Source organism: Clostridium saccharobutylicum DSM 13864 (assembly GCF_000473995.1).
Lineage (GTDB): Bacteria > Bacillota > Clostridia > Clostridiales > Clostridiaceae > Clostridium > Clostridium saccharobutylicum.
This window is the reverse complement of the sequence record NC_022571.1, coordinates 3,974,779-3,995,090: the sequence shown is the minus strand read 5'-3', so window position 1 is coordinate 3,995,090 and position 20,312 is coordinate 3,974,779. Positions and strand designations below refer to the sequence as shown.

Genomic DNA, 20,312 nt, shown 5'->3' with positions numbered 1-20,312 from the left:
AGGACTTGAGTAATGTATTTTTAGAAATGAAGAACATACATAAGAGATTTCCAGGAGTGTATGCACTTAAAGGAGCACAACTGGAAATAAGAAAAGGTGAAGTACATGCTTTATTAGGAGAAAACGGTGCTGGAAAATCAACTTTAATGAAAATACTTGGAGGAGTCCATAAACAGGATGAAGGTCAAATATTTGTTGAAGGAGTTGATTGTGGAGTTATTAATCCAACTAAGGCTGCAGAATTAGGTATTGGATTTGTTCATCAAGAATTAAATTTAGCAGAAACATTGACGGTTGCAGAAAACGTTTATATGGGAAGGCTTCCATATAAAAATGAAACCTTAGGTATTGTTGACTATAAAAAATTATATGAAGATACAGAGGCTATAATTGAAAGATTAGGAATAGATATAAAAGCTACTGACTTGGTTATGCAGCTGCCAACTGCAAAAAGGCAAATGGTAGAAATAGCGAAAGCTATAAGCTTAAATGCAAAGATTATTATTTTCGATGAACCAACAACATCGTTATCTCAGAAGGATGTTGAAAACCTTTTTGAAGTTATAAAAACTTTAAAGAGAGATGAAGTTGCAGTTATATATATATCACATAGATTAAAGGAAGTTTTTGATATTTGTGATAGAGCTACTGTTTTAAGAGATGGTACTTATATTGAAAGCTGTGATGTTAAAGAGATAACTCAGGAAAGACTTATAAATATGATGGTAGGAAGAGATTTGACAGAGTTATTTCCTAAGGAGGTTTTCGAGCCTAAAGAATATGTTTTAGAAGTAGAAGGTCTTAGTGATTATGCTGGGAGAGTTAAGAATGTCAGCTTAAAAGCAAGAAAAGGCGAAATTTTAGGAATAGCTGGTTTGGTTGGTGCAGGAAGAACGGAACTTATGAGACTTATATTTGGTGCTGATAGAATTAGTGAAGGTAAGATAATAGTAAAGGGAAAAGAAGTTAAGATTAATTCACCTATGGATGCAATAAGTAACGGTATTTGCCTTTTAACAGAGGATAGAAAAAATCAAGGCTTATCATTAGTAATGAGTGTTCTTGATAATATAACTATGACTAACTTGAAAGACTTTGTTTTAAATCATAAGAAGTTAAGAGAAGCAGGAGAAAAATTTAAAGAGGCACTTGAGATTAAAACCGCAAATCTTGATGTTAAGGCAGGAACATTATCAGGTGGAAATCAGCAGAAATTAATATTAGCTAAGTGGCTAAATACAGATTCAGAAATATTTATTTTTGATGAACCAACTAAAGGAATAGATGTTGGTACAAAAGCTGAGATATATCATATAATGAATGATTTGGTTAGAAAAGGTAAAGTAGTTATTATGGTTTCTTCTGAATTGCCAGAGTTATTAGGAATGTCAGATAGATTATATGTTATGTGTGAAGGAAAAATGACAGGAGAACTTAGCAGAGAAGAAGCGACACAAGAAAAGATTATGAAATTAGCTACGCTTGGAGGGATTAATAAAAATGATTAATAGTAAAGTTGCTCAAAAGGGACGTATTAAGGTTAAAATGGAAGGGTTTGATATTAAAAGCTTATTTCTAAAATATTCAATTTACCTAGTGCTTGCAATTCTTGTTTTGGCATTTTCAATTGCAAGTCCTGATTTTTTAGGAGCAGCAAATTTGTCAAATTTCTTAAGACAAATTCCTACAGTGGGAATTTTGACTGTTGCAATTACTATGGTAATAGTAACTGGAGGAGTTGACCTTTCAATAGGTGCAATAGCTGCATTCTCAGGATGTACAGTAACTTATTTGGCGGTAAAGGGAATTAGTATGCCAGTTTGTTTACTTGCTGGATTATTGATAGGTTCACTTTGGGGATTGTTTAATGGAATATTAATTACAAAATTTAAATTAGAATCTTTTATACTTACAATGGGTACATGCTACCTAATAAGAGGGTTGATATTATTCTTTACAAATGGAATTTATATCAAAGGAGTTCCAGATTGGTTTTACGATATTTCTAATACAGAAATAGGTATATCAATAATACACACTAACACAATAGTATTTGTCGTGATAGTTTTAGTTATAGCGTATTTGATGAAAAATACAAGATTCGGAAGATACTGCTATGTGGTTGGATCAAACAAAGAAGCAGGAAGATTATCAGGAATAAATGTAAACAAACATGTTATAAAAGTGTATGTAATAGAAGGATTTTTAGCTGCAATAGCTGGTATTTTATTAATGTCAAGTATAAATGTTGGTGCTCCAAGTGAAATAAATGGTCCAGATTTATTTGCAATGGCAGGTGCAATTATGGGTGGAGTCCAATTTGGTGGAGGAGTAGGAACAATAGGAGGAGCTATGGTTGGAATATTTACAATACAAGTATTCCAAAGTGGACTAGCTATCTTAGGAATTAACTCATTCTTACAACAGGCTGTTACAGGAGCTATTATTGTACTTGCTATAGTTGTGGATTTCTACAGAAAAGGAACTTTATTTAAGAAAAAGGGCTAATTAGTAGGGGGTAATTGAGTTTGGTTTAGTAGATTTTAGGTAATTAATCACATTCAAATAAATAACTTAATAATTTACTGAACAAAGCTTTTTAAAAATATAACAAAATATTTAGAAAAAATCGAGATTACGGAAGGGGAAAATTTTATGAAGAGGAAAATTATTGCTTTATTATCAACAGTATTTATTGTTGGTAGCCTAGTTGGGTGTGGATCAAAAACACAATCACAAGGAACAACAAGTGGAAATGAAAAAAAGGTTATTTACTTTATTCCAATAGTTGATACAGGAGCTTACTGGTCACCTATGAAGAAAGCAGCTGAGGATGAGGCTAAGGCATTAGGATATGAGTTAGTAGTTAAAACTTCACCTCCAAATGAAACACAAAAAAATGAAAAGCATATAGGTTTCCTTGATGAAGCTGTAAAAAATAAAGCAGCAGGAATAGCAATTGCACCAATGGATCCAGATATGTTTGATAAGAAAGTTAAAAAAGCAAACGAGAAAGGCATTCCAGTAGTAACTTTTGATGCAGATATAAAGACAAAAGAAAATAGAACAGCTTATATAGGAACAGATAATAAGCTCGCAGGAGAACAGCTTGGAGAAAATGGTGCTAAAACTTTAAAAGAAAAAGGTATCACAAAAGGCAAAATTGGAATGGCAGCAGTAAACTTAACTCAAACAACTATGACATATAGAGAAGATGGGGTAAAAGCTGGTTTTGAAAAAGTTATGGGAGATGATGCTAAGAACTTCGAATGGTTAGAGCCAATTCAAGATAATGACCAATCAGCAGAATCTAAAAGACAATTAGAAGGTCAAATAACTTCAAATCCAGACATGGCAGCTGTATTCTCATTAGGATCAGAAGGTCCAGATACAGGTGTAATGGAAGCTATAAAATCTCAAGGTAAGGCAGGAAGTATATATCATTTTGGCTTTGACTATACTCCAACTTGGGAAAATGGTGTAAGCAACAATTTAATATCAGGAATTGTTGACCAAGATTCTTATCAAATAGGTAAAACAATAATAGATACTTTAGATAAGAAAATAAAAGGTGAAGATGTTGATGATGTTTACCCAGTTTCAGTTAAATGGGTGACTGCAGATAAAATTGTTGAATATGGAAAAGAAAAGCAAACACAATTTGCAGAAGAAACTAAATAATAATTATATATATAAGTTCTAAAAAATATTGTTCATCAACCCCCAATTGCTACTTTTATAAATATTAAATTAGTATAGATATCCAAATAAAGACTTAGACTTATGTAATAACTAACCGAAATAAGGGGAATTCTTTAGCTCGGTTGCTAGATAATTTGGCTGTGGATTTCTAACAGTAGAAGTTGCCCCATTCCTGCATGCTCCTCAAACAAGTTAAGGACAAGCAAGAATAGAACAACTTCTGCTGAAGAAATTCTACAACTAAATTATCAACGCAACGCTACGCTACGCAAAAGAATTCCCCTTATTTCTAGTATGGAAATACATTTTAATTATAAGTCTAAGTCTTAAATTGGATATCTATAAGATTACTAATTATGAATTTTATTAATTAGAACTTATATAGATAAAATTTAGGCTATATTAAAAATAATGTTGATAATATATCATATAAAAATGGAACCCTTTTCAAGGGTTCCATTTTTATATGTTTTCTGAATATCGTTTTTTATCTTCATTAATTTTATTACGTAAAAATAAGATAATAGCAATTATAAAAACTGCTCCTTGTATAAACATAGTAACTGTACGTGTATTAGAGATTAAATATTTTTCCAAGAAAAGTTCTCTTAATAATTCAAATGCAAAAAAAACGCAAAATAGTAAATTATAAATCTTTCTTTTTTTATAAAATGAGTGAAGATTCCACCCTGATAGTACACAATGACACACCATACTAAGAATAATATTGAGCATAAAATCACTTCCTATTCCCCAAATTAATATCAATAATAACAGTACTCCATAATTATCCATTTGAATAATTATATACTATATAACTATAAATATTCAAATGTTCAGAATAACTATATAAATTGCTTCTCTAAATCTAAAATCCTATAGTTTTGTGTGAGAATGACATGTATGAGATTGTATTAATTAAATTTTTACTTTTGACAGTATCTTTCTGTTCTTATAATATATTAAATTCCAAATGAGAAACCCTCTACCCCAAAATTAAAGATGATATATTAAGGAGGAAAATGGTTACATAAATAGAATATTTAAGTGAACGTATAAATAACTTTGTAATATAAGGCACATTCAAATAAATAACAAATCCATTTGCCAGCCTATTTTTGATTATATGTGAGTACATAACTGTAAGTACTCTCGGGGAGGGATAATTATAAAAAAAATATTTTTATTGCCCATAATGTTAATATTCTTAGTCAATTTAAGTAGCTGCTCTTTAGAAGATAAAAATAATACAGAGAATGAAGAAAAAATAACGCTAACTATGTGGCATATATGGCCACAAACTACAAGTGATGCTAATGGAAAGATTGTGCAGGATACTGTGGAGGAATGGAATAAGGCTAATCCCAATGTTCAAATTAAAGTAGAGGCTGTAGAAAATGAAAGATATAAAGCAAAAATAAAGACAGCTTTCGCTACAAATGAATTACCAGACATATTTTACTCTTGGGGTGGAGGTTTCAGTAAGCCTTTTATAGAATCAGAAAAGGTATTAAATCTAAATGAATACCTAGATAAAGATACAAAGGATAAGATTAATAAAGGAATGCTTAATAATATAACTTATGATAATAATATATATGGTTTACCGATGACATTATCGGTTGGAACCTTTTATTACAATAAAAAGCTTTTTTCAGAAGCCAATATAAAAATACCAGATAATTATGATGAATTTATAGATGCGGTAAAGGAATTTAAGAATAAAGGAATAACACCATTATTAGTGGGAGAAAAGGATAATTGGACAGGAAATCTTTATTATGATATGTTGGCACTGCGAGAAGGGGGAGTTGGTGGAGTTAGTGATCCTAATACTGGCACCAAAAAAAAAGATACTATATTAAAGGCTGCATATAGATTAAAAGAATTAGTGGATCTTAAAGCTTTTAATGAATCAAGCTGGGAACTCACAAGAGATGAGTCTGAAGCTATATTTAAACGTGGAGAAATTCCTATGTATTATACAGGCAACTGGTTTATAGGAGAATTAAGAAATGCAGAACCTTCTGTAAGAGATAACGTAATTATTAAAACGTTTCCTATAATGAGAGAAGGCAAAGGAAATAGTAAAGAATTTTTAGGTGGAGCAGTAGATCATTTAATGATAAGTAACAATTCAAAATATAAAAAAGAGGCTGTTGCTGCTGCGACATTTATAGCTGAAGGAGTATCAAAAAAATATTATGAATCTGGTTCTGGTCTTCCAGCATGGAAGTATACCGATGATACGAGTAACATAAATACGATATCTAAAGAATTAGAGGGGGTAACAGAGAATGCATCATATAGCTTATATGGAGATATTTACTTGGGTGAAGAGAAAGGAAATAAGCAAAAGGAATTAGTGCATAAGTTATTTGAAGGTAAAATAAGTCCTGAAGACTTTACTAAAGAAATGGAGAAATTAGAATTATAAGGATTGATTAAATGTATAATAAGTTTTTCATATTAAGGAATTTAAAAGATAAATATTTGAATTCAAAAATAAGCATAAAGATTATTATATATTTTTCAATAATTTTTGTGCTTTCAACGATTATACTCACGTTTACATATAGGAAATTAAATTCTATATATAATTTGGAAAAGATGAAACAAAGTTCCGTAGAGGTTTTAGAAAGTGCGGAAGCTAACACTAGTATGATAATAGATAATGCAGACAATGTATCAAAGATGATTATATCAAGTGATAATGTTCAAGGTACATTAAAAAAAGTTAATAAACAAGATAAAGAAGGAACTGATTATGATAATATTAGCAAGTATCTAATACAATTCACTAATTTTAATTCTAATATATCTTCTATATATATATTAGATGATTATGGGAATAAGTATTATTCTGAAAATGTTTTTTATAAGGATTTTCAAATTGAAAAGATTAAGGATTCTGAATGGTATAATGAGTTATTAGAGGGTGAAGGCAAGTATATATTGAAGCTGAATGGTGGAGGATTTTTTGATAACAATGGTAATAATTATGTATCTCTTATAAGAGTAATTAATGATATTAATACTGGTAAAAAAATTGGTATATTAATTATAAATATGGACGAGAATGTTTTTCATAATTTAAGTTTGAAGTTAAGTAATCAGTATGGTACAAAAGTAGTTATACAAAATGAGAAGAATGAATTAGTAACAGGTGAAGATGTTGATCACGAAATGTTAAACGCAATAGAAAAAGTTGATTATACTGATTCTAAAATGGGATTTTTAGAAGAAAGGATACATGGAAAAGATTATATTGTATCAAATCTTAAAGCCTCAGATTATAATTGGAAACTAACGACAATAGCTCTGTACAGTGAATCTTTGCAGCAAACTAAGTTTACTAATTATTTTCTTATATGTTTCAGTATTATAAATTTCTTATTAATTATTATTGGCTCTATGATAATATCTAAATTTATTACAAGACCTTTAAAAAAATTAAGTCAGTCCATGAAGGAGATTGAAGGTGGAGAATTTAATATTGTTAATATAAAAACTTATAATGATGAAGTAGGAGAGTTAAAAAAAGGGTATAATATCGCGATTTCTCAAATTAATTTACTTTTAAATAAAATACATGAAGAGGAAAAAATTAAAAGGCAAACTGAATTAAATTTGTTAATGTCACAAATAAAGCCACATTTTCTATACAATACTTTTGATACTATTAATTCTTTAGCACTACTCGGGGAAAATAAAATAATATATAAAATGATAAAAGCTTTAGGTAAATTCTACAGAACAAGTTTGAATAATGGAAAGGATATTATTACTGTAAAAGAAGAACTAAACACAGTAAAAAGCTATCTAATAATTCAGAATATAAGATATCAGGATATGATTGAGACTGAATATGATTTGGATCCACGATGTGATGACTTTAGAATAATAAAGTTAGTATTGCAGCCATTAGTTGAAAATGCTATTTACCATGGTATTAGAAATAGTAAAAATAAAGGAAAGATAAAAATATCAACTTTCCAAGAAGAAGAAAAAGTTTTATTGACTTTAGAAGATAATGGAGCAGGCATGGATGAATCACAAGTTAGAAATATCACCGAAAATAGGACTACTGGTATTGGAGTGAGAGCTACAAAGGAAAGATTAAGAGTATTTTATGGTAATGAACATGAGTTTATTGTTGAAAGTAAAAAAAATGTTGGTACTAAAATAACAATTAAGATTCCTAGAATCAAGAAGTAGACTAAGCTATCTAACGAATATTCTAAAGGGAAGTGAATTAATTTATGGATAACATTATAAAGGTTATGATAATTGATGACGAGTATCTTATAAGAAATCTAATAAAAAATTGCATTGATTGGAATGAACTTGGAATGGATATAATTGCAGAAGCTTCTAATGCAGTTGAGGGTTTAAACTTAATAAATAAAGAGAAACCAGATATTATTTTGACAGACATTAATATGCCTATAACCGATGGATTAGATATGAGTAAATGCATCTTGGAAAGGTATCCAGATATTAAAGTAATGGTAATTACAGGTTACAATGAGTTTGAATATGCTAAAAGAGGTATAAAGATTGGAATAAGTGATTTTATACTTAAACCTATAGATGAAGAGGAGCTGACAAATTCGCTTTTAAAGTTAAAACGTGAAATTCAAGATGAGCATTTGAGGGAAAAAGAATATATAAATATTAAAGAAAAGATGGTTGCGTTTAATAATATAATAGATTTAAATGATGCTAACGAGTGTGATGATAAAAATTTAAATATAGAACAAATCAAAAAATTCATAGTGAAAAACATATCCAATAGGCACTTATCCTTAAAGTTGGTAGCTGAATATTTTTATGTTAATCCAAGTTACCTAAGTAGAATATTTAAAGAGAAAACTGATAAAACTTTTTCAGAATATATTGTGAATACTAAAATAAAAATAGCTACTGAAATGCTGAAAAATCCGAATGCAAAAGCTTATGAAATCTCAAAAAAAATTGGAATAGATGATCCCAATTATTTTAGTAATTGGTTTAAAAAATATACTGGTGTATCAATACGGGAATATAAAAAAATAAATAGTTAACTGAAATAATATAGATATCCAAAATATAAATCATAATTATGTGGTGAATAACCGAAATTGCATACATTTTTGTTCTACAGGACCATGAAATTTTCACTGAAAGGTTCTAAGTACAAGGTTGTGCCCATTTTTGCATGTTCCTAATGTAAAATCAGGACAAGCAGAAAATGGTACAACATTGTACTAAGAACCTTCACAGTTCAATTTCAATGCCTGTTTCACAAAAATGTATACAATTTCTAGTGGGGATATTAACTACAAATAAGTTGAGTTCTTAGATTGGGCATCTATATGGATAGAAACTTAAGATTTAGACTTATGCTATAAATTATCGAAGGTGGGGGAAGTATTTTACTCCGTTGCCAAATTACCAGCGTAACACTACGTAAAGTAATCCCCCTTACTTTCTAGTATGGAATGCATTTTTTCTAATAATAGAACGCCTTTTTTAGAGTTCCATTAATTCATGATTTAAGAAGAATGCGTACTAATAATTATACTTATTAACTTTAGTAATTGCATCTTGACCTCCAAGTAGTTCCAAAGATTAATGGATTCTTCTTTTGGCACCATAGCTGATTATCGGAGTATTATAATCATAAACAATGAGATACTCTTGATTCCTTGGAGGGGTGTCGCTGATATTGCCAACAAAACCCACGCTAAAGTAAAAGGTGGTGAAAAGTAGCTATCTTACCCACTTAAAGCCTTTTTATTGAATTGAGTTCATCAACTCAAAGAAATATTTTGACTCTTGGGTTTTATAAAGATTGTACCAGGAATCTAGGGTTTGCGGTAAGAATACATCTAGAATTTTCAATACATGCAAAGCAAATTCAAGAGGAGCTATTCCGGAGGCAGTAATCAAACTTTCATCAGTTACTACACATTCCTGCTTATAATATTTCTCTCCATCATAACTAGGACAGACCATTTTAAGATACCCCAGGTCATTGCTTGTATGGTCTCGTTGATCCAATACTCCCCCCATAGCAAGTCCTATTGTAGCACCACAAATTGCCCCTACAACAATACCGTTCTCTAAATATTTTTCAGCCATTCTTATAATAGGAGCATGAATTGTTTCTGTCCATGTATTCCCACCAGGTAGAATCAAAGCAGCAGCATCTTTAACACTACACTCCTTAAGTTCAATTTCTGGCAATATTTTCAGACCTCCCATTGTAGTAATAGGGGTCTTGGTAATTCCTACAGTTACTACTTTTAGCGGCATTAATCCCTTTTTGTAGTACCTTCCTGAATTGATTTCAGTGATTAAATAACCTATTTCCCAGTCTGCCATTGTATCAAATACATAAAGATATACTGTATTCTTCATTTTCTATTCCTCCACATTCATTTTATTGTTGCTATTTGTTACAGTATGGACTCAAACTCCATCTCGATCTATTATATATTATCTTCACTGACAAATTCAGTCAGTGAAGATAATGCGTCATCAAATCTCTAAGAATTGTTGCCATAGCATCTTTAAAACTATTTGGTTCAAGCACCTTTATTGATTTACCATATTGAAGTAGAATATGAGGAACATAAGTATGGATTGAGTTTTCATCCATTAAAAAATTAGCTCTGCATTCAGTTCGTTCTATCAGATGATATCCTAAAAACCAATGTGAACAAAGGTCATTCAATGCTTCTGACTTGCCCTCAATTACTAAAGTGCAAAGTCCTACTTTGCTTTCCACATTCGATAATAAGTTTTTTGCAAAAAACTCACGTGCCGAAAAAGCTTCAGGACGCTTAAACGTATTTTTAGTGCTTATAATATTTACTACTCTATCTACCCTAAAGCTGCGGATTTCATTCCTAAGATGGCAAAATGCAATAGCATACCATTTATTGTTCCAGTAAAGCATCCCATAGGGGTCAACAATCCTATGCTGGGGATGACCGTCATAAGCTGCACAGTATTCAATTTTCAAAGAGCATTCATTAGCAACAGCTTGTTCAATCTCCCTTAATATAGGTTTTACAGCTGGATCGCAAATACGACTCACTACTTCAAATCCGACTAAATGACGATTAAGAACCTTTTCTTGTTCTTGATTCGAGAACATCTTTAACTTTGATGTTGCACTATTTAGTGCTTCCATAAAAGGATATCCTGCTTCCATTGCAAAAATGGCAGCATGTAAAAGTGATTTTTTCTCTTCAAGGTCAAAAAACAGGGGTGTTCGGATAAAATTGTTAAGCAAACTATATCCACCGTTATGACCAGGCTCGGATATTATTGGTACGCCACTAACACACAATGCATCCATATAACGATAAACTGACCTTATGTTTATTTCTAACCTTTCGGATATTTGCTTTGCAGTTATTTTTGTACCTGAATTCAGCATCCATAAAATTGCTAGCATATTATCATTTTTTGGCATAATGCGCCTCACTTCCATAGATTTTTAATAGTATCACTTATAAACAAATGTAATGAACCTCATTGCCAAGACATATTTTTCTTATATTTAAGTTAGTATCTTCGACACCCTTTGTTTGTTAAAGGGAATCAATAGGGATAGTTCTTTTTCTTCATAATATATAAACTAATAATAACTATAGTTAAGTCGTCATAACTTACGATTGACTATTTGTTCAATTATATACTACATAGCCACAAATATTCAAATATTTAGCATAAATATATATAAATTGCTTCTCTAAATCTAAAGTCCTTTAATTTTGTGCCGGGATGATACGTGTGAGATTGTATTAATTGTTTGTGATATATTAAATTCTCAATGAGGATCTATATAGGAGGAGGTGATTAAACAAAATTTTATAACAAGCAAATAGTTATAAATTCATATGTGAAGTAGCTATTTTTCATATGAGTCCACAGATATCCAATTTAGGAATTATGATTATTTAGGGTTAATATCTACACTAGAAATGAGAAATATTTTTGTGTAGTAGGTCTTTAAAAATGAGCTGCTTAAGGTTCTTAAGTAGTGAACGTAAATCTATAGATTTGGTGTGAATCACTTACTCAGCGAACGAATATGAGTCGAGTTTCCTTTTTAGTTATCAACTTTAGTTTGTCACACTAAACAGTGTTGATAATATAGCATATAATAATGGAACTCCTTTTTAAGAGTTCCATTAATTCATGATTTCTGAACATTCTGTAGAAAACTTTAATAAGTTTAATTAATAAGCATAGAACTATTTAAACAGTTATTTTATCCTTATACCTGCTAACTTAATTAAATGTATAGCATTTCTAGTAGTTGATACTCCTTCTCGAATTTTGTAGTCAAATTTCAATTTATTATTTAAATAATACTCTTTAAAGTGATAATTTTTAATCTTAGAATAATTGTACTGTAAATCGCACAATTCTAAGTCATGTGTAGAAATAAGTCCTGATGCCCCTTCATCTCCTAATTGCCTTATTAATGCTATAGCCCCATCATGTCTATCAATGGAATTTGTTCCCTTAAATAATTCATCTAAGAGGAAAAATACTTTCTTATTCTCCTGTATCTCTTCAACTATCATTTTTATTCTTAATATTTCAGCGTAAAAAGAGGATATGTTATTTTCTAAGTTATCACTTGTTCTCATACAAGTAAAAACCTGCATTAATGAACATTCAAATTTTTTTGCACAGACAGGTGCTCCAATATAACTCAATATTAAATTTATACCTATAGTTCTTAAAAATGTACTTTTACCAGACATATTCGAACCTGTTATAAGTAAAATGTTTTTTGTTTTATCAATTGCAATATTGTTACACACCATTTTTTCACCTAAAAGTGGATGACCTAAAGTTTCAGCTTTTATTATATAATTATTATCTGAAATCGAAGGCATAACCCACTTTGGATTATCATAAATAATATTTGAAATACTATTTAGTGCTTCAAATTCGCCTATAACATCAAACCACTTTTTTAAGTTTTTGCCTGATTTAATTCTCCATTTTTCAAATAGTATTATGCATTGATAATCCCATAACAGCAATACATTAACTATCATAAAGATTGCATTATTTCTTTCACATATTTTATCATATATATTAGCTAATTTTTCTATTGCCTTTACTGCATCATCTTTTTTAGAAATCACTAAATTATTTTTTAGCTCTTTTAAATAATCACTTTTGAAATCCTTTTCTATAATTAAATTTAACAGTTTATAATATATATTTATACTATTTTTATATCTATAAATAGCATTAAACGTTGCGCTTCTTTTTTTTAAACCAATAAATAAAATTGCTAATTGGGCAAATGACATAAAGCATAGTAATTTGAAGTTTACTAAGGAAGTAAAATAGGCCAATATAATTAATATTAACGTTATACATGGTAATAATCTAACTAATAAAATAAGCCAAGTCTTAGTATATAATTCATTTCTATCTTTTGACCATTTATATAATTCTTCTGGATTAATGCATTCATTAGAACTAATCATGCCTTCTGCCTCAAACATTTGTCTCCATTCTAACTCCGTTGCTAACTCCTGCAAAGATTGCTGTATTTTAGTAATATCCAAAGAAGTTTTTAATGGATTTGTAAGCCTACTTTTTAAATTTTGCCTTCCCATAAATGTTTTACTACTATTAATCCACTGAAACAATGAACCTTTTCCAAATATATCTAAATCATTAGAATAACTATGCTCTTCATTTTTAAATTCACTCCCATCATCCTCAAAGCTTTTCCATTGTCCATCTAGTTTCTTTATGGCTTTTTCATTTATATCTTTTAATGCTATAGAATATTTTCTTTTTTTAATTTCCTTATCATGCTTAATGATTAAATAAATAAAAATAAGTAATTGAAAAATAAAAACTTCTATGCTTATGTAATAACTTTTAATTATAAAAGTATACAATGTAACACTTAATCCAATAATTAAGGTAAGAAGTCTTAAATATGCTATAACCTTTATTGATTTATTTTGGTCATTAATTAAGTTGTTATAAGTTTTTAATCGGTTAACATAATCATTGTATACACTAGTCACTGCTTTTCTCCAATCACATTTTGTTCTATATATATTTAAAGTATAAAATAATTCTTAAACAAACAACCTCAACATGATTTACTCACCGTAAACCACATATATAATAGTGGATAAATATCACATTATTCATATTTATTAATTGTTGCGTCAAAAATTACGATTGCCTATTTGTTCAATTATATACTATATAGCTACAGATATTCAAATATTTAACATGATTATATATAAATCGCTTTTCTAAATCTAAAGTTCTTTTAAATCTACTAATCCTGATAATTAAATTTCAAATAAAATGGGTAATGAAGATAATATAATACCTAAAGAACTTGGAATTAAAGAAAGTGATATTGGAAAAATTAGTGCTTCGGATGCATTAGGATTATTATTTGATGAAGTATATAGAAATGCAGAAGATGATTATAATTAATAAAATTATATTGATCAAAAGACATAGCTATAAATGATATGTCTTTTTTATATTTAAAAAATGTTAAATATGTGATGTAAAGTGGAATACAGTGACTTGTTCACTATGTAAAGAAAGAGAGTAATATGTAAAATGATTATAGAGATAGATAGGGGATAGCCATTTAATTGTGGTGCTTTGGGGATAATGGGTGAAACTGATGGAAATATAGCAGTAGGGAAGTTATTAATACAGAAATTAGAATCGTTGGGACATACTGTTATAAATTGTAAATGTGATACTAATGTGTGCTACTTAACACTCTTAATAATTACTGGCTCAAATCTATATTTCTGTATAACATTAGGATATTTCACTTTATCTACTTCACTTAGAAACATATTAATAGGTCGTGCATATATCCCACACTCTCCATATAACGCTTTGTATATAACCATTTTTTCTCCTGTTTCTGTATGCTCTGCTATATCTATAAACAAATATAAGTCACCCTTAAAATGTCTAAATATTTTTCCTTTTAATTCGGTCAAATTTATATCTTGCACTTAATCACTCCTTTGTTAAAATAGAAAAATGTATGGTATAAATACATCATAAATTACTATTGTCTATTTGTTTAATTATAAACTACATAACCACAAATATTCAAATATTTAGCATAACTATATATAAATCTAAAGTCCTTTAATTTTGTGTCGGAATGACATGTATGACATTGTATTAATTGTTTGTGATATATTAAATTCTCAATGAGAATCATATATAGGAGGGTGTGATTAAACAAAATTTTACAACAAGCAAATCGTTATAAATTCATATGTGAAGTAGCTATTTTTCACATACTTCTATAGATATCCAATTTAAGAATTACACTTATTTATGGTTAATATCTCTACTAGAAATGGGAAAAATTTTTATGTAGTAGGCCTTTAAAAATGAGCTGCTTAAGAATGAATATGAGTCGAGTTTCCTTTTTAGTTATCCACTTTAGCCTATCACACTGAACAGTGTTGATAATATAGCATATAATAATAGAATTCCTTTTTTAGAGTTACATTAATTTATGATTTAAGAATATTGCTAAGCATTAAAGTTTTGCCAAACATATATGTGTAGAATAGGCTTGGCAGATGGACTTGTTATTTTTTTGAATGTGCCTAAGTATTATATTTAATTGAAATGAAAGAGAGTATATAAGATTTTATTAATAATCTTATTACTCTCTTTTTTGTTTACAATCCCAAGAAATCTAATGACTTCTTTCTTTTCTAATCTCATTTACTTTTTCATCAGTCAATCCTGTAAGCTTAATTATAACTTCATTATCCATTCCCATTTCTATAGCATTTATAGCTATTTCTTTTGTCCTGCTTTCTATACCTTTTTCTACGCCTTTTTTCTCTATATTATCTAAGGTTTTTTCTAAATTATGAACCATACTATCTACCTCCATTTGATTAGATTTATCAAGCACTTCGTCAATTTCTCCTTGCCATTCCTCCGTTAATCTAGGTTTTACTATTTTCTTCAACCATTGCTTAAAAACACTAAACTGTTCTGGCGAAATTTTCTTTAGAATATATATTAATTTTCGTAGTCTTCTTATTAATTCTTTCTCATCCATTTCTTGATCTAATAAAAACACTGCTGATACCAAATTAGATATGCTGTATAATTCTTCATCAGAATATCTATTTATATCAAATAGCATATAATTAAAGTTTAATATATTATCTTCAAATAATTCATATCCACTTAATATTTCTTTAAAACTTGTTTTTGCCGTCCATTTCTTTTTTCCGTTATATAACACTATAGGAATAACTGCTGGAAGTTTAAAGGATTTTCTTTTCATTTCATTTTTATCTGTATTTTTAAGAACATCTCGCCAAACTTCTGTCATATAAAATAACAATCTTATAGGCATCTGGAAATCTACTTTAGACTGAAATTCTAAAAGCACATAAAATATTACTTCTTCTCCATTTATATTTACTTTATAAAGAATATCAGATTCTTCTTCCTCAAAATCTGAAAGTATATAAGATTTATCAACTAAAATTAAGTCTTCTTCTTTTATTAAATTAGCCCATTCTTTTTTAGCAAAGCTTCTTAAGAGTTCTAAAAAGGTTCCTTTATGAGAAAATATGTGTTTATATCCAACATCATGCTCATGATGCACATTATTATTTTTCAAATTATCACTCCTCACTTTGCTTATACTCTTTTTTATATTATAACATAAAAGCTCTCATGCATAACACATGGAAGCTTTTGTAACAATCTATATCTATGTTTTGTAATGAATATACATACTCGGGGTATAGCTAAAAATGAACCACATGCTTGATATTGGTTCCAGTACGTAGCTTTAGCTGTTGCACAATAAAAGAAAATTGCGAAGCAATTTAGGTTGACCACAGAAAGTATCTGATAAATTGGAATTTATGACACTTATTTATGAGATGACGCAATACGAACTGCCGCAGCCATCCCACCATCACCATACGATGGATGCTCTATAAAATCATCTGATACTTTGCTTAGAGTATGTTTTATATTTATCGTATGGAGAATTTCACTTTCCCATCCGTAAAGCCTTGATATAGATGTGGATTCAATACCCAGTATCGCTTCAGTTACATGCTCACGGTACGCATTGATATGTTTTTCAATAATAAAGTGCATGAGATTAAGTCGCTTCGACATGCTTTTTACATTTGACGAGGCAGGCGCAGTACGATAGTTTATTAACCGTCTTTCGACAATTCCAATATGTGTATCTGGCATAGTTTCCAACATACTTAAAAAGAAATCCCAGTCCTCAAAACCGCAGCGCATGGATTCATCATAGCCACCACACTGTTTCCATACTTCACGCCGAAGGATATGTGTTGCCGGGCAACAATTACGTGCTAGAAATGCAGCTATGTTACCTCCGCACGGACAAACTGTTGCATCAAGAACTCCGAAAGTATGCATCCAAGATGAGGCTGCAATCATAGATGGATTATCGCGCAATATGTGGCTAACCTGCTCAATATACGAGGGTTCAAGTCTATCATCTCCATCAAGTACCAACACCATTGGTGTTTGTGCCCTACGAATGCCAGTATTTCTTGCAGCAGATACTCCGCCGTTTGGCTGTTGCAGTACTGTTACTGGAACGGGTATGTTGGAATCCAATTTGATATTATTCAATATATTGATGGAGTTCTTATCAGTTGATCCATCATCCACTATGATAATTCTTGCTGGTAGTGTTGTTTGATTGCACAAAGAACGAACTGCTTCAAGAATCATAGAACCCTGATTAAAACTAGTAATAACTGCTTCGATATCTTTGCTAATATAATGCTTATCATTGTTTATGTCCACTATAATATCCTCCCTAAATTACTATTTGTTGGCTTGTTTTCAATCTTTAATATGTCGCACTGATTTACGATTGTCTATTTGTTTAATTATATACTGCATAACTACAAATATTCAAGTATTTAGGATAACTGTATATAAATAACTTTTCCAAATCTAAAGTCCTTTAATTTTATGTCGGAATGACATGTATGAGATTGTATTATGGATGCTAGTATTGCTAATGAATATAAGATACAAAGAATAAGTATAGAGTTTTCGGATATATATGATTAGATGAAAAGAAGTTGGAATTTTGAAATGCTTGTTATGTTTATAATTAGAATGTGATTTAGGAAAATAAATGGGAATGAGCTTATTTAACTTGAGGAAAAGTTAGATGACATTAAATTATAATCAGTAAATAGAGTGATTAATTTTGCAACTATTTTACAATTTCTCTAAAAGTTTTGTTATATAATGGATATATAAATTTTAATTAAGAATTTACTGAAAAATATCAGGTTATTATGCAAGGAGGATTATATTTGAAAATAAATATTTTAATAGTAGAAGATGATGAAGCTATTTCTAATTTAATAAAAATAAACTTGAGTATGGTTGGTTATGAAAGCAATCAGGTATTCGATGGATTAGATGCTTTTAATTTGTTAAAAGAAGAAACTTTTGACCTAATACTTATGGATATTATGCTGCCAGGAATGGATGGTTTTGAATTGATGAAAAAAATAAAAGATTTAAATATTCCTGTAATATTTTTAACAGCAAAAAATGGACTAGCTGATAAGGTAACGGGTTTAACATCAGGTGCAGAGGATTATATTGTAAAACCATTTGAGACAGTTGAACTTTTGGCAAGAATTGAAATAGTTTTAAGGAGATATTCGAAAAATAGTAATTGTATAGAATTTAAGAATCTGAAAATATACGAAGATGAAAGAATTATAAAAAAAGATAGCAAGACAATAGATTTAACTTTAAAGGAATTTGAACTTATACTTATGCTTGTGAAAAATAAAAATATGGCATTATCTAGAGAATATTTATTAGAAAAGATATGGGGATATGAATATATGGGGGAAACTAGGACAATAGATACCCATATTCAAAAGATAAGAAAGAAACTTGAGCTTACACATAACATAAAAACTGTATATAAAATTGGATATAGGTTAGAGGAGTAATAGATATGAAGTTATGGCTGAAAATATATCTTTTTTCTTTAATTTTACTAGTACTTACCTTAAATTTAGCTGGATTTATATTAATACAAAAGCTCCATAATAATTTGCTGGAAAAGGAAGTGGATAAATGTCTTTCAGAACAAAAATCTGTTGCTTCACAACTAAGAATTAATTCCCTATACATGCAAAAAATTTATTCAGATACTAATTATGATATAAATTTATTACTTGGTACTTTAATGGACGAGTATAACAACTCCACTAATCGTGAACCTGGGCAGCATGGAGATACAGAAATTTTAGATTCTAAGGATAACATACTGTTCTCAGATATGAAATTTCCTGTTTCAAATGAAAAGGAGGAATTAGAAAATCTTTCAGTAGGGAAAATTAACTATATTATTCGAACTGTGGATTATAAACAGTATTTATATGTAAGCAGTTTGGTCAATGTGTATAATTCTCAAGTAAAGGTGCATTATGCTAAGGATATTTCAAGTATATATGTTGAAAGAATGAATCAATATACGCTTTTCATGAAATTAGATGTTTTAATTTGTTCTCTTTTTGCTGTTTTTATGTTTTTTATAAGCAGATTAATAACAAAACCAATAAATACCTTAATAGCTTCTACTCAGAAAATATCTCAAGGTCAGTATTCTGAAAGGGTAAAAATTAAATCAAAGGATGAATTTAATATGCTTTCAAACAATTTCAACGTGATGGCACAGACAATAGAAGATAAGATAAATGAGCTGGAAATGTCTAATATTGAGAAGGAAACCTTCATAAATAATCTTACTCATGAGCTTAAAACGCCTTTGACCTCAATAATTGGATACGCTAATCTAATAAGAACCTCAAAATATAATGAAGAATTATTTTTTGAAGCTTCAGATTATATTTATAAAGAAGGAAAAAGACTTGAACAAATAGCTTTTAAAATGATGGATTTAATTTATGCAAAAACACAGGAAATAAAATTAATACCTGAAAGAATAATGCCAATAGTATTGGAAGTTAAAAAGTCTGTATCTGTTAAGCTTAAGGACAAAGATATAGATTTAATTATTGAAGGAGAAGACTGCATATTAAATATGGACAAGGATTTAATTAAAATGGCCTTGTGTAATTTAATAGAAAATGCTATAAAAGCCTCTGAAAATAATTCTAAAATTAACTTAAAAGTATCTAATCTAAATGATAAAACTATTATATTTGTAAGGGATTCAGGTTCAGGCATATCAAAAGAACATTTAGATAAGATCTGGCAGCCATTCTATGTTGTTGATAAAGCAAGGAGCAGAAAAAGCAATGGAGCAGGCATTGGACTTTCTATTTGCAAAAAAATAGCAGAAGTTCATAAGGCAGATATTAAAATAAATAGTGAACTTGGCAAAGGAACTGAAGTTAACATAACTTTCACTAATTAGAATTGTAACTTGAGTGCAGTATCATTTTATAAATAAGTTACATACTGTGCGGAGTATTTTATTTAGAATGCAGATTTTAACTTATTTTAGATAGAAATACAATTGAGTTAAGGTTTACAACTAT

16 protein-coding genes are annotated in these 20,312 nt (G+C 29.4%); 9 read left to right on the top strand and 7 right to left on the bottom strand.

The window, feature by feature from the left end; genetic code table 11:
- The first annotated feature begins 5 nt into the window (after positions 1-5).
- The 3 genes from CLSA_RS17505 (at position 6) to CLSA_RS17495 (ending at position 3,681) form a co-directional block, all read left to right on the top strand.
- Complete coding sequence (locus tag CLSA_RS17505; protein ID WP_022748211.1) at positions 6-1,508, top strand: sugar ABC transporter ATP-binding protein; 1,503 nt, start codon at positions 6-8, stop codon at positions 1,506-1,508.
- The gene (locus tag CLSA_RS17500) at positions 1,501-2,508 is read left to right on the top strand and encodes an ABC transporter permease (protein WP_022748207.1); all 1,008 of its coding nucleotides are present in this window, start codon (positions 1,501-1,503) and stop codon (positions 2,506-2,508) included. The genes CLSA_RS17505 and CLSA_RS17500 overlap by 8 nt, the downstream gene beginning before the upstream one ends.
- Positions 2,509-2,655: 147 nt before the next feature.
- The gene (locus tag CLSA_RS17495) at positions 2,656-3,681 is read left to right on the top strand and encodes a sugar ABC transporter substrate-binding protein (protein ID WP_022748203.1); all 1,026 of its coding nucleotides are present in this window, start codon (positions 2,656-2,658) and stop codon (positions 3,679-3,681) included.
- Positions 3,682-4,164: 483 nt separating this feature from the next.
- Here the strand turns inward: CLSA_RS17495 and CLSA_RS17490 are convergent, their stop codons facing one another.
- Positions 4,165-4,470, bottom strand: a complete 306-nt coding sequence (locus CLSA_RS17490) for a hypothetical protein (RefSeq protein WP_144079380.1) — start codon at positions 4,468-4,470, stop codon at positions 4,165-4,167.
- A 427-nt stretch (positions 4,471-4,897) separates the two neighbouring features.
- On the opposite strand from CLSA_RS17490, the gene CLSA_RS17485 reads away from it, so the two are divergent.
- The 3 genes from CLSA_RS17485 to CLSA_RS17475 are packed head-to-tail and all read left to right on the top strand — an operon-like array spanning position 4,898 to position 8,768.
- The gene (locus CLSA_RS17485) at positions 4,898-6,139 is read left to right on the top strand and encodes an extracellular solute-binding protein (protein WP_022748197.1); all 1,242 of its coding nucleotides are present in this window, start codon (positions 4,898-4,900) and stop codon (positions 6,137-6,139) included.
- Positions 6,140-6,150: 11 nt separating this feature from the next.
- The gene (locus tag CLSA_RS17480; protein WP_022748194.1) at positions 6,151-7,920 is read left to right on the top strand and encodes a sensor histidine kinase; all 1,770 of its coding nucleotides are present in this window, start codon (positions 6,151-6,153) and stop codon (positions 7,918-7,920) included.
- Positions 7,921-7,964: 44 nt separating this feature from the next.
- On the top strand, positions 7,965-8,768 hold the full coding sequence (locus CLSA_RS17475; RefSeq protein WP_022748191.1) for a response regulator transcription factor: 804 nt from the start codon (positions 7,965-7,967) through the stop codon (positions 8,766-8,768).
- A 712-nt stretch (positions 8,769-9,480) separates the two neighbouring features.
- Here the strand turns inward: CLSA_RS17475 and CLSA_RS17470 are convergent.
- The 3 genes from CLSA_RS17470 to CLSA_RS17460 form a co-directional block, all read right to left on the bottom strand.
- Positions 9,481-10,107, bottom strand: coding sequence for a type 1 glutamine amidotransferase family protein (locus CLSA_RS17470; RefSeq protein ID WP_022748188.1), 627 nt, complete (start codon positions 10,105-10,107; stop codon positions 9,481-9,483).
- Positions 10,108-10,207: 100 nt separating this feature from the next.
- Positions 10,208-11,170, bottom strand: a complete 963-nt coding sequence (locus CLSA_RS17465; RefSeq protein ID WP_022748184.1) for a helix-turn-helix transcriptional regulator — start codon at positions 11,168-11,170, stop codon at positions 10,208-10,210.
- 796 nt (positions 11,171-11,966) lie between these two features.
- Entirely contained in the window at positions 11,967-13,769 is a 1,803-nt protein-coding gene (locus CLSA_RS17460) for a MutS family DNA mismatch repair protein (protein WP_022748181.1), read from the bottom strand.
- A gap of 292 nt (positions 13,770-14,061) precedes the next feature.
- Here CLSA_RS17460 and CLSA_RS24410 point away from each other — a divergent pair, with 292 nt between their 5' ends.
- Positions 14,062-14,196 carry a hypothetical protein gene (locus CLSA_RS24410; RefSeq protein WP_022748177.1) on the top strand — a complete coding sequence of 45 codons (135 nt, stop codon included), beginning with the start codon at positions 14,062-14,064 and terminating at the stop codon, positions 14,194-14,196.
- Between the two features lie 290 nt (positions 14,197-14,486).
- Here the strand turns inward: CLSA_RS24410 and CLSA_RS17455 are convergent, their stop codons facing one another.
- The 3 genes from CLSA_RS17455 to CLSA_RS17445 form a co-directional block, all read right to left on the bottom strand.
- Entirely contained in the window at positions 14,487-14,741 is a 255-nt protein-coding gene (locus tag CLSA_RS17455; RefSeq protein WP_022748173.1) for a DUF1653 domain-containing protein, read from the bottom strand.
- Positions 14,742-15,445: 704 nt separating this feature from the next.
- Positions 15,446-16,393, bottom strand: coding sequence for an Rpn family recombination-promoting nuclease/putative transposase (locus CLSA_RS17450; protein ID WP_022748170.1), 948 nt, complete (start codon positions 16,391-16,393; stop codon positions 15,446-15,448).
- Between the two features lie 257 nt (positions 16,394-16,650).
- The gene (locus CLSA_RS17445; RefSeq protein ID WP_022748166.1) at positions 16,651-17,574 is read right to left on the bottom strand and encodes a glycosyltransferase family 2 protein; all 924 of its coding nucleotides are present in this window, start codon (positions 17,572-17,574) and stop codon (positions 16,651-16,653) included.
- Between the two features lie 524 nt (positions 17,575-18,098).
- Between CLSA_RS17445 and CLSA_RS17440 the strand changes: the two genes are divergently transcribed.
- Positions 18,099-18,755: a response regulator transcription factor gene (locus CLSA_RS17440; RefSeq protein WP_041716325.1), complete on the top strand. Its 657-nt coding sequence runs from the start codon at positions 18,099-18,101 to the stop codon at positions 18,753-18,755.
- 5 nt (positions 18,756-18,760) lie between these two features.
- The gene (locus tag CLSA_RS17435) at positions 18,761-20,188 is read left to right on the top strand and encodes a sensor histidine kinase (RefSeq protein WP_022748160.1); all 1,428 of its coding nucleotides are present in this window, start codon (positions 18,761-18,763) and stop codon (positions 20,186-20,188) included.
- The last annotated feature ends 124 nt before the right edge of the window (positions 20,189-20,312 follow it).

What these genes read in the sequence shown, in the direction of transcription:
- CLSA_RS17475 (WP_022748191.1), top strand. Translation starts at nt 7,965, where the DNA reads ATGGATAACATTATAAAGGTTATGATAATTGATGACGAGTATCTTATA.
- CLSA_RS17465 (WP_022748184.1), bottom strand. Translation starts at nt 11,170, where the DNA reads ATGCCAAAAAATGATAATATGCTAGCAATTTTATGGATGCTGAATTCA.
- CLSA_RS17500 (WP_022748207.1), top strand. Translation starts at nt 1,501, where the DNA reads ATGATTAATAGTAAAGTTGCTCAAAAGGGACGTATTAAGGTTAAAATG.
- CLSA_RS17435 (WP_022748160.1), top strand. Translation starts at nt 18,761, where the DNA reads ATGAAGTTATGGCTGAAAATATATCTTTTTTCTTTAATTTTACTAGTA.
- CLSA_RS24410 (WP_022748177.1), top strand. Translation starts at nt 14,062, where the DNA reads ATGGGTAATGAAGATAATATAATACCTAAAGAACTTGGAATTAAAGAA.
- CLSA_RS17485 (WP_022748197.1), top strand. Translation starts at nt 4,898, where the DNA reads ATGTTAATATTCTTAGTCAATTTAAGTAGCTGCTCTTTAGAAGATAAA.
- CLSA_RS17495 (WP_022748203.1), top strand. Translation starts at nt 2,656, where the DNA reads ATGAAGAGGAAAATTATTGCTTTATTATCAACAGTATTTATTGTTGGT.
- CLSA_RS17480 (WP_022748194.1), top strand. Translation starts at nt 6,151, where the DNA reads ATGTATAATAAGTTTTTCATATTAAGGAATTTAAAAGATAAATATTTG.
- CLSA_RS17470 (WP_022748188.1), bottom strand. Translation starts at nt 10,107, where the DNA reads ATGAAGAATACAGTATATCTTTATGTATTTGATACAATGGCAGACTGG.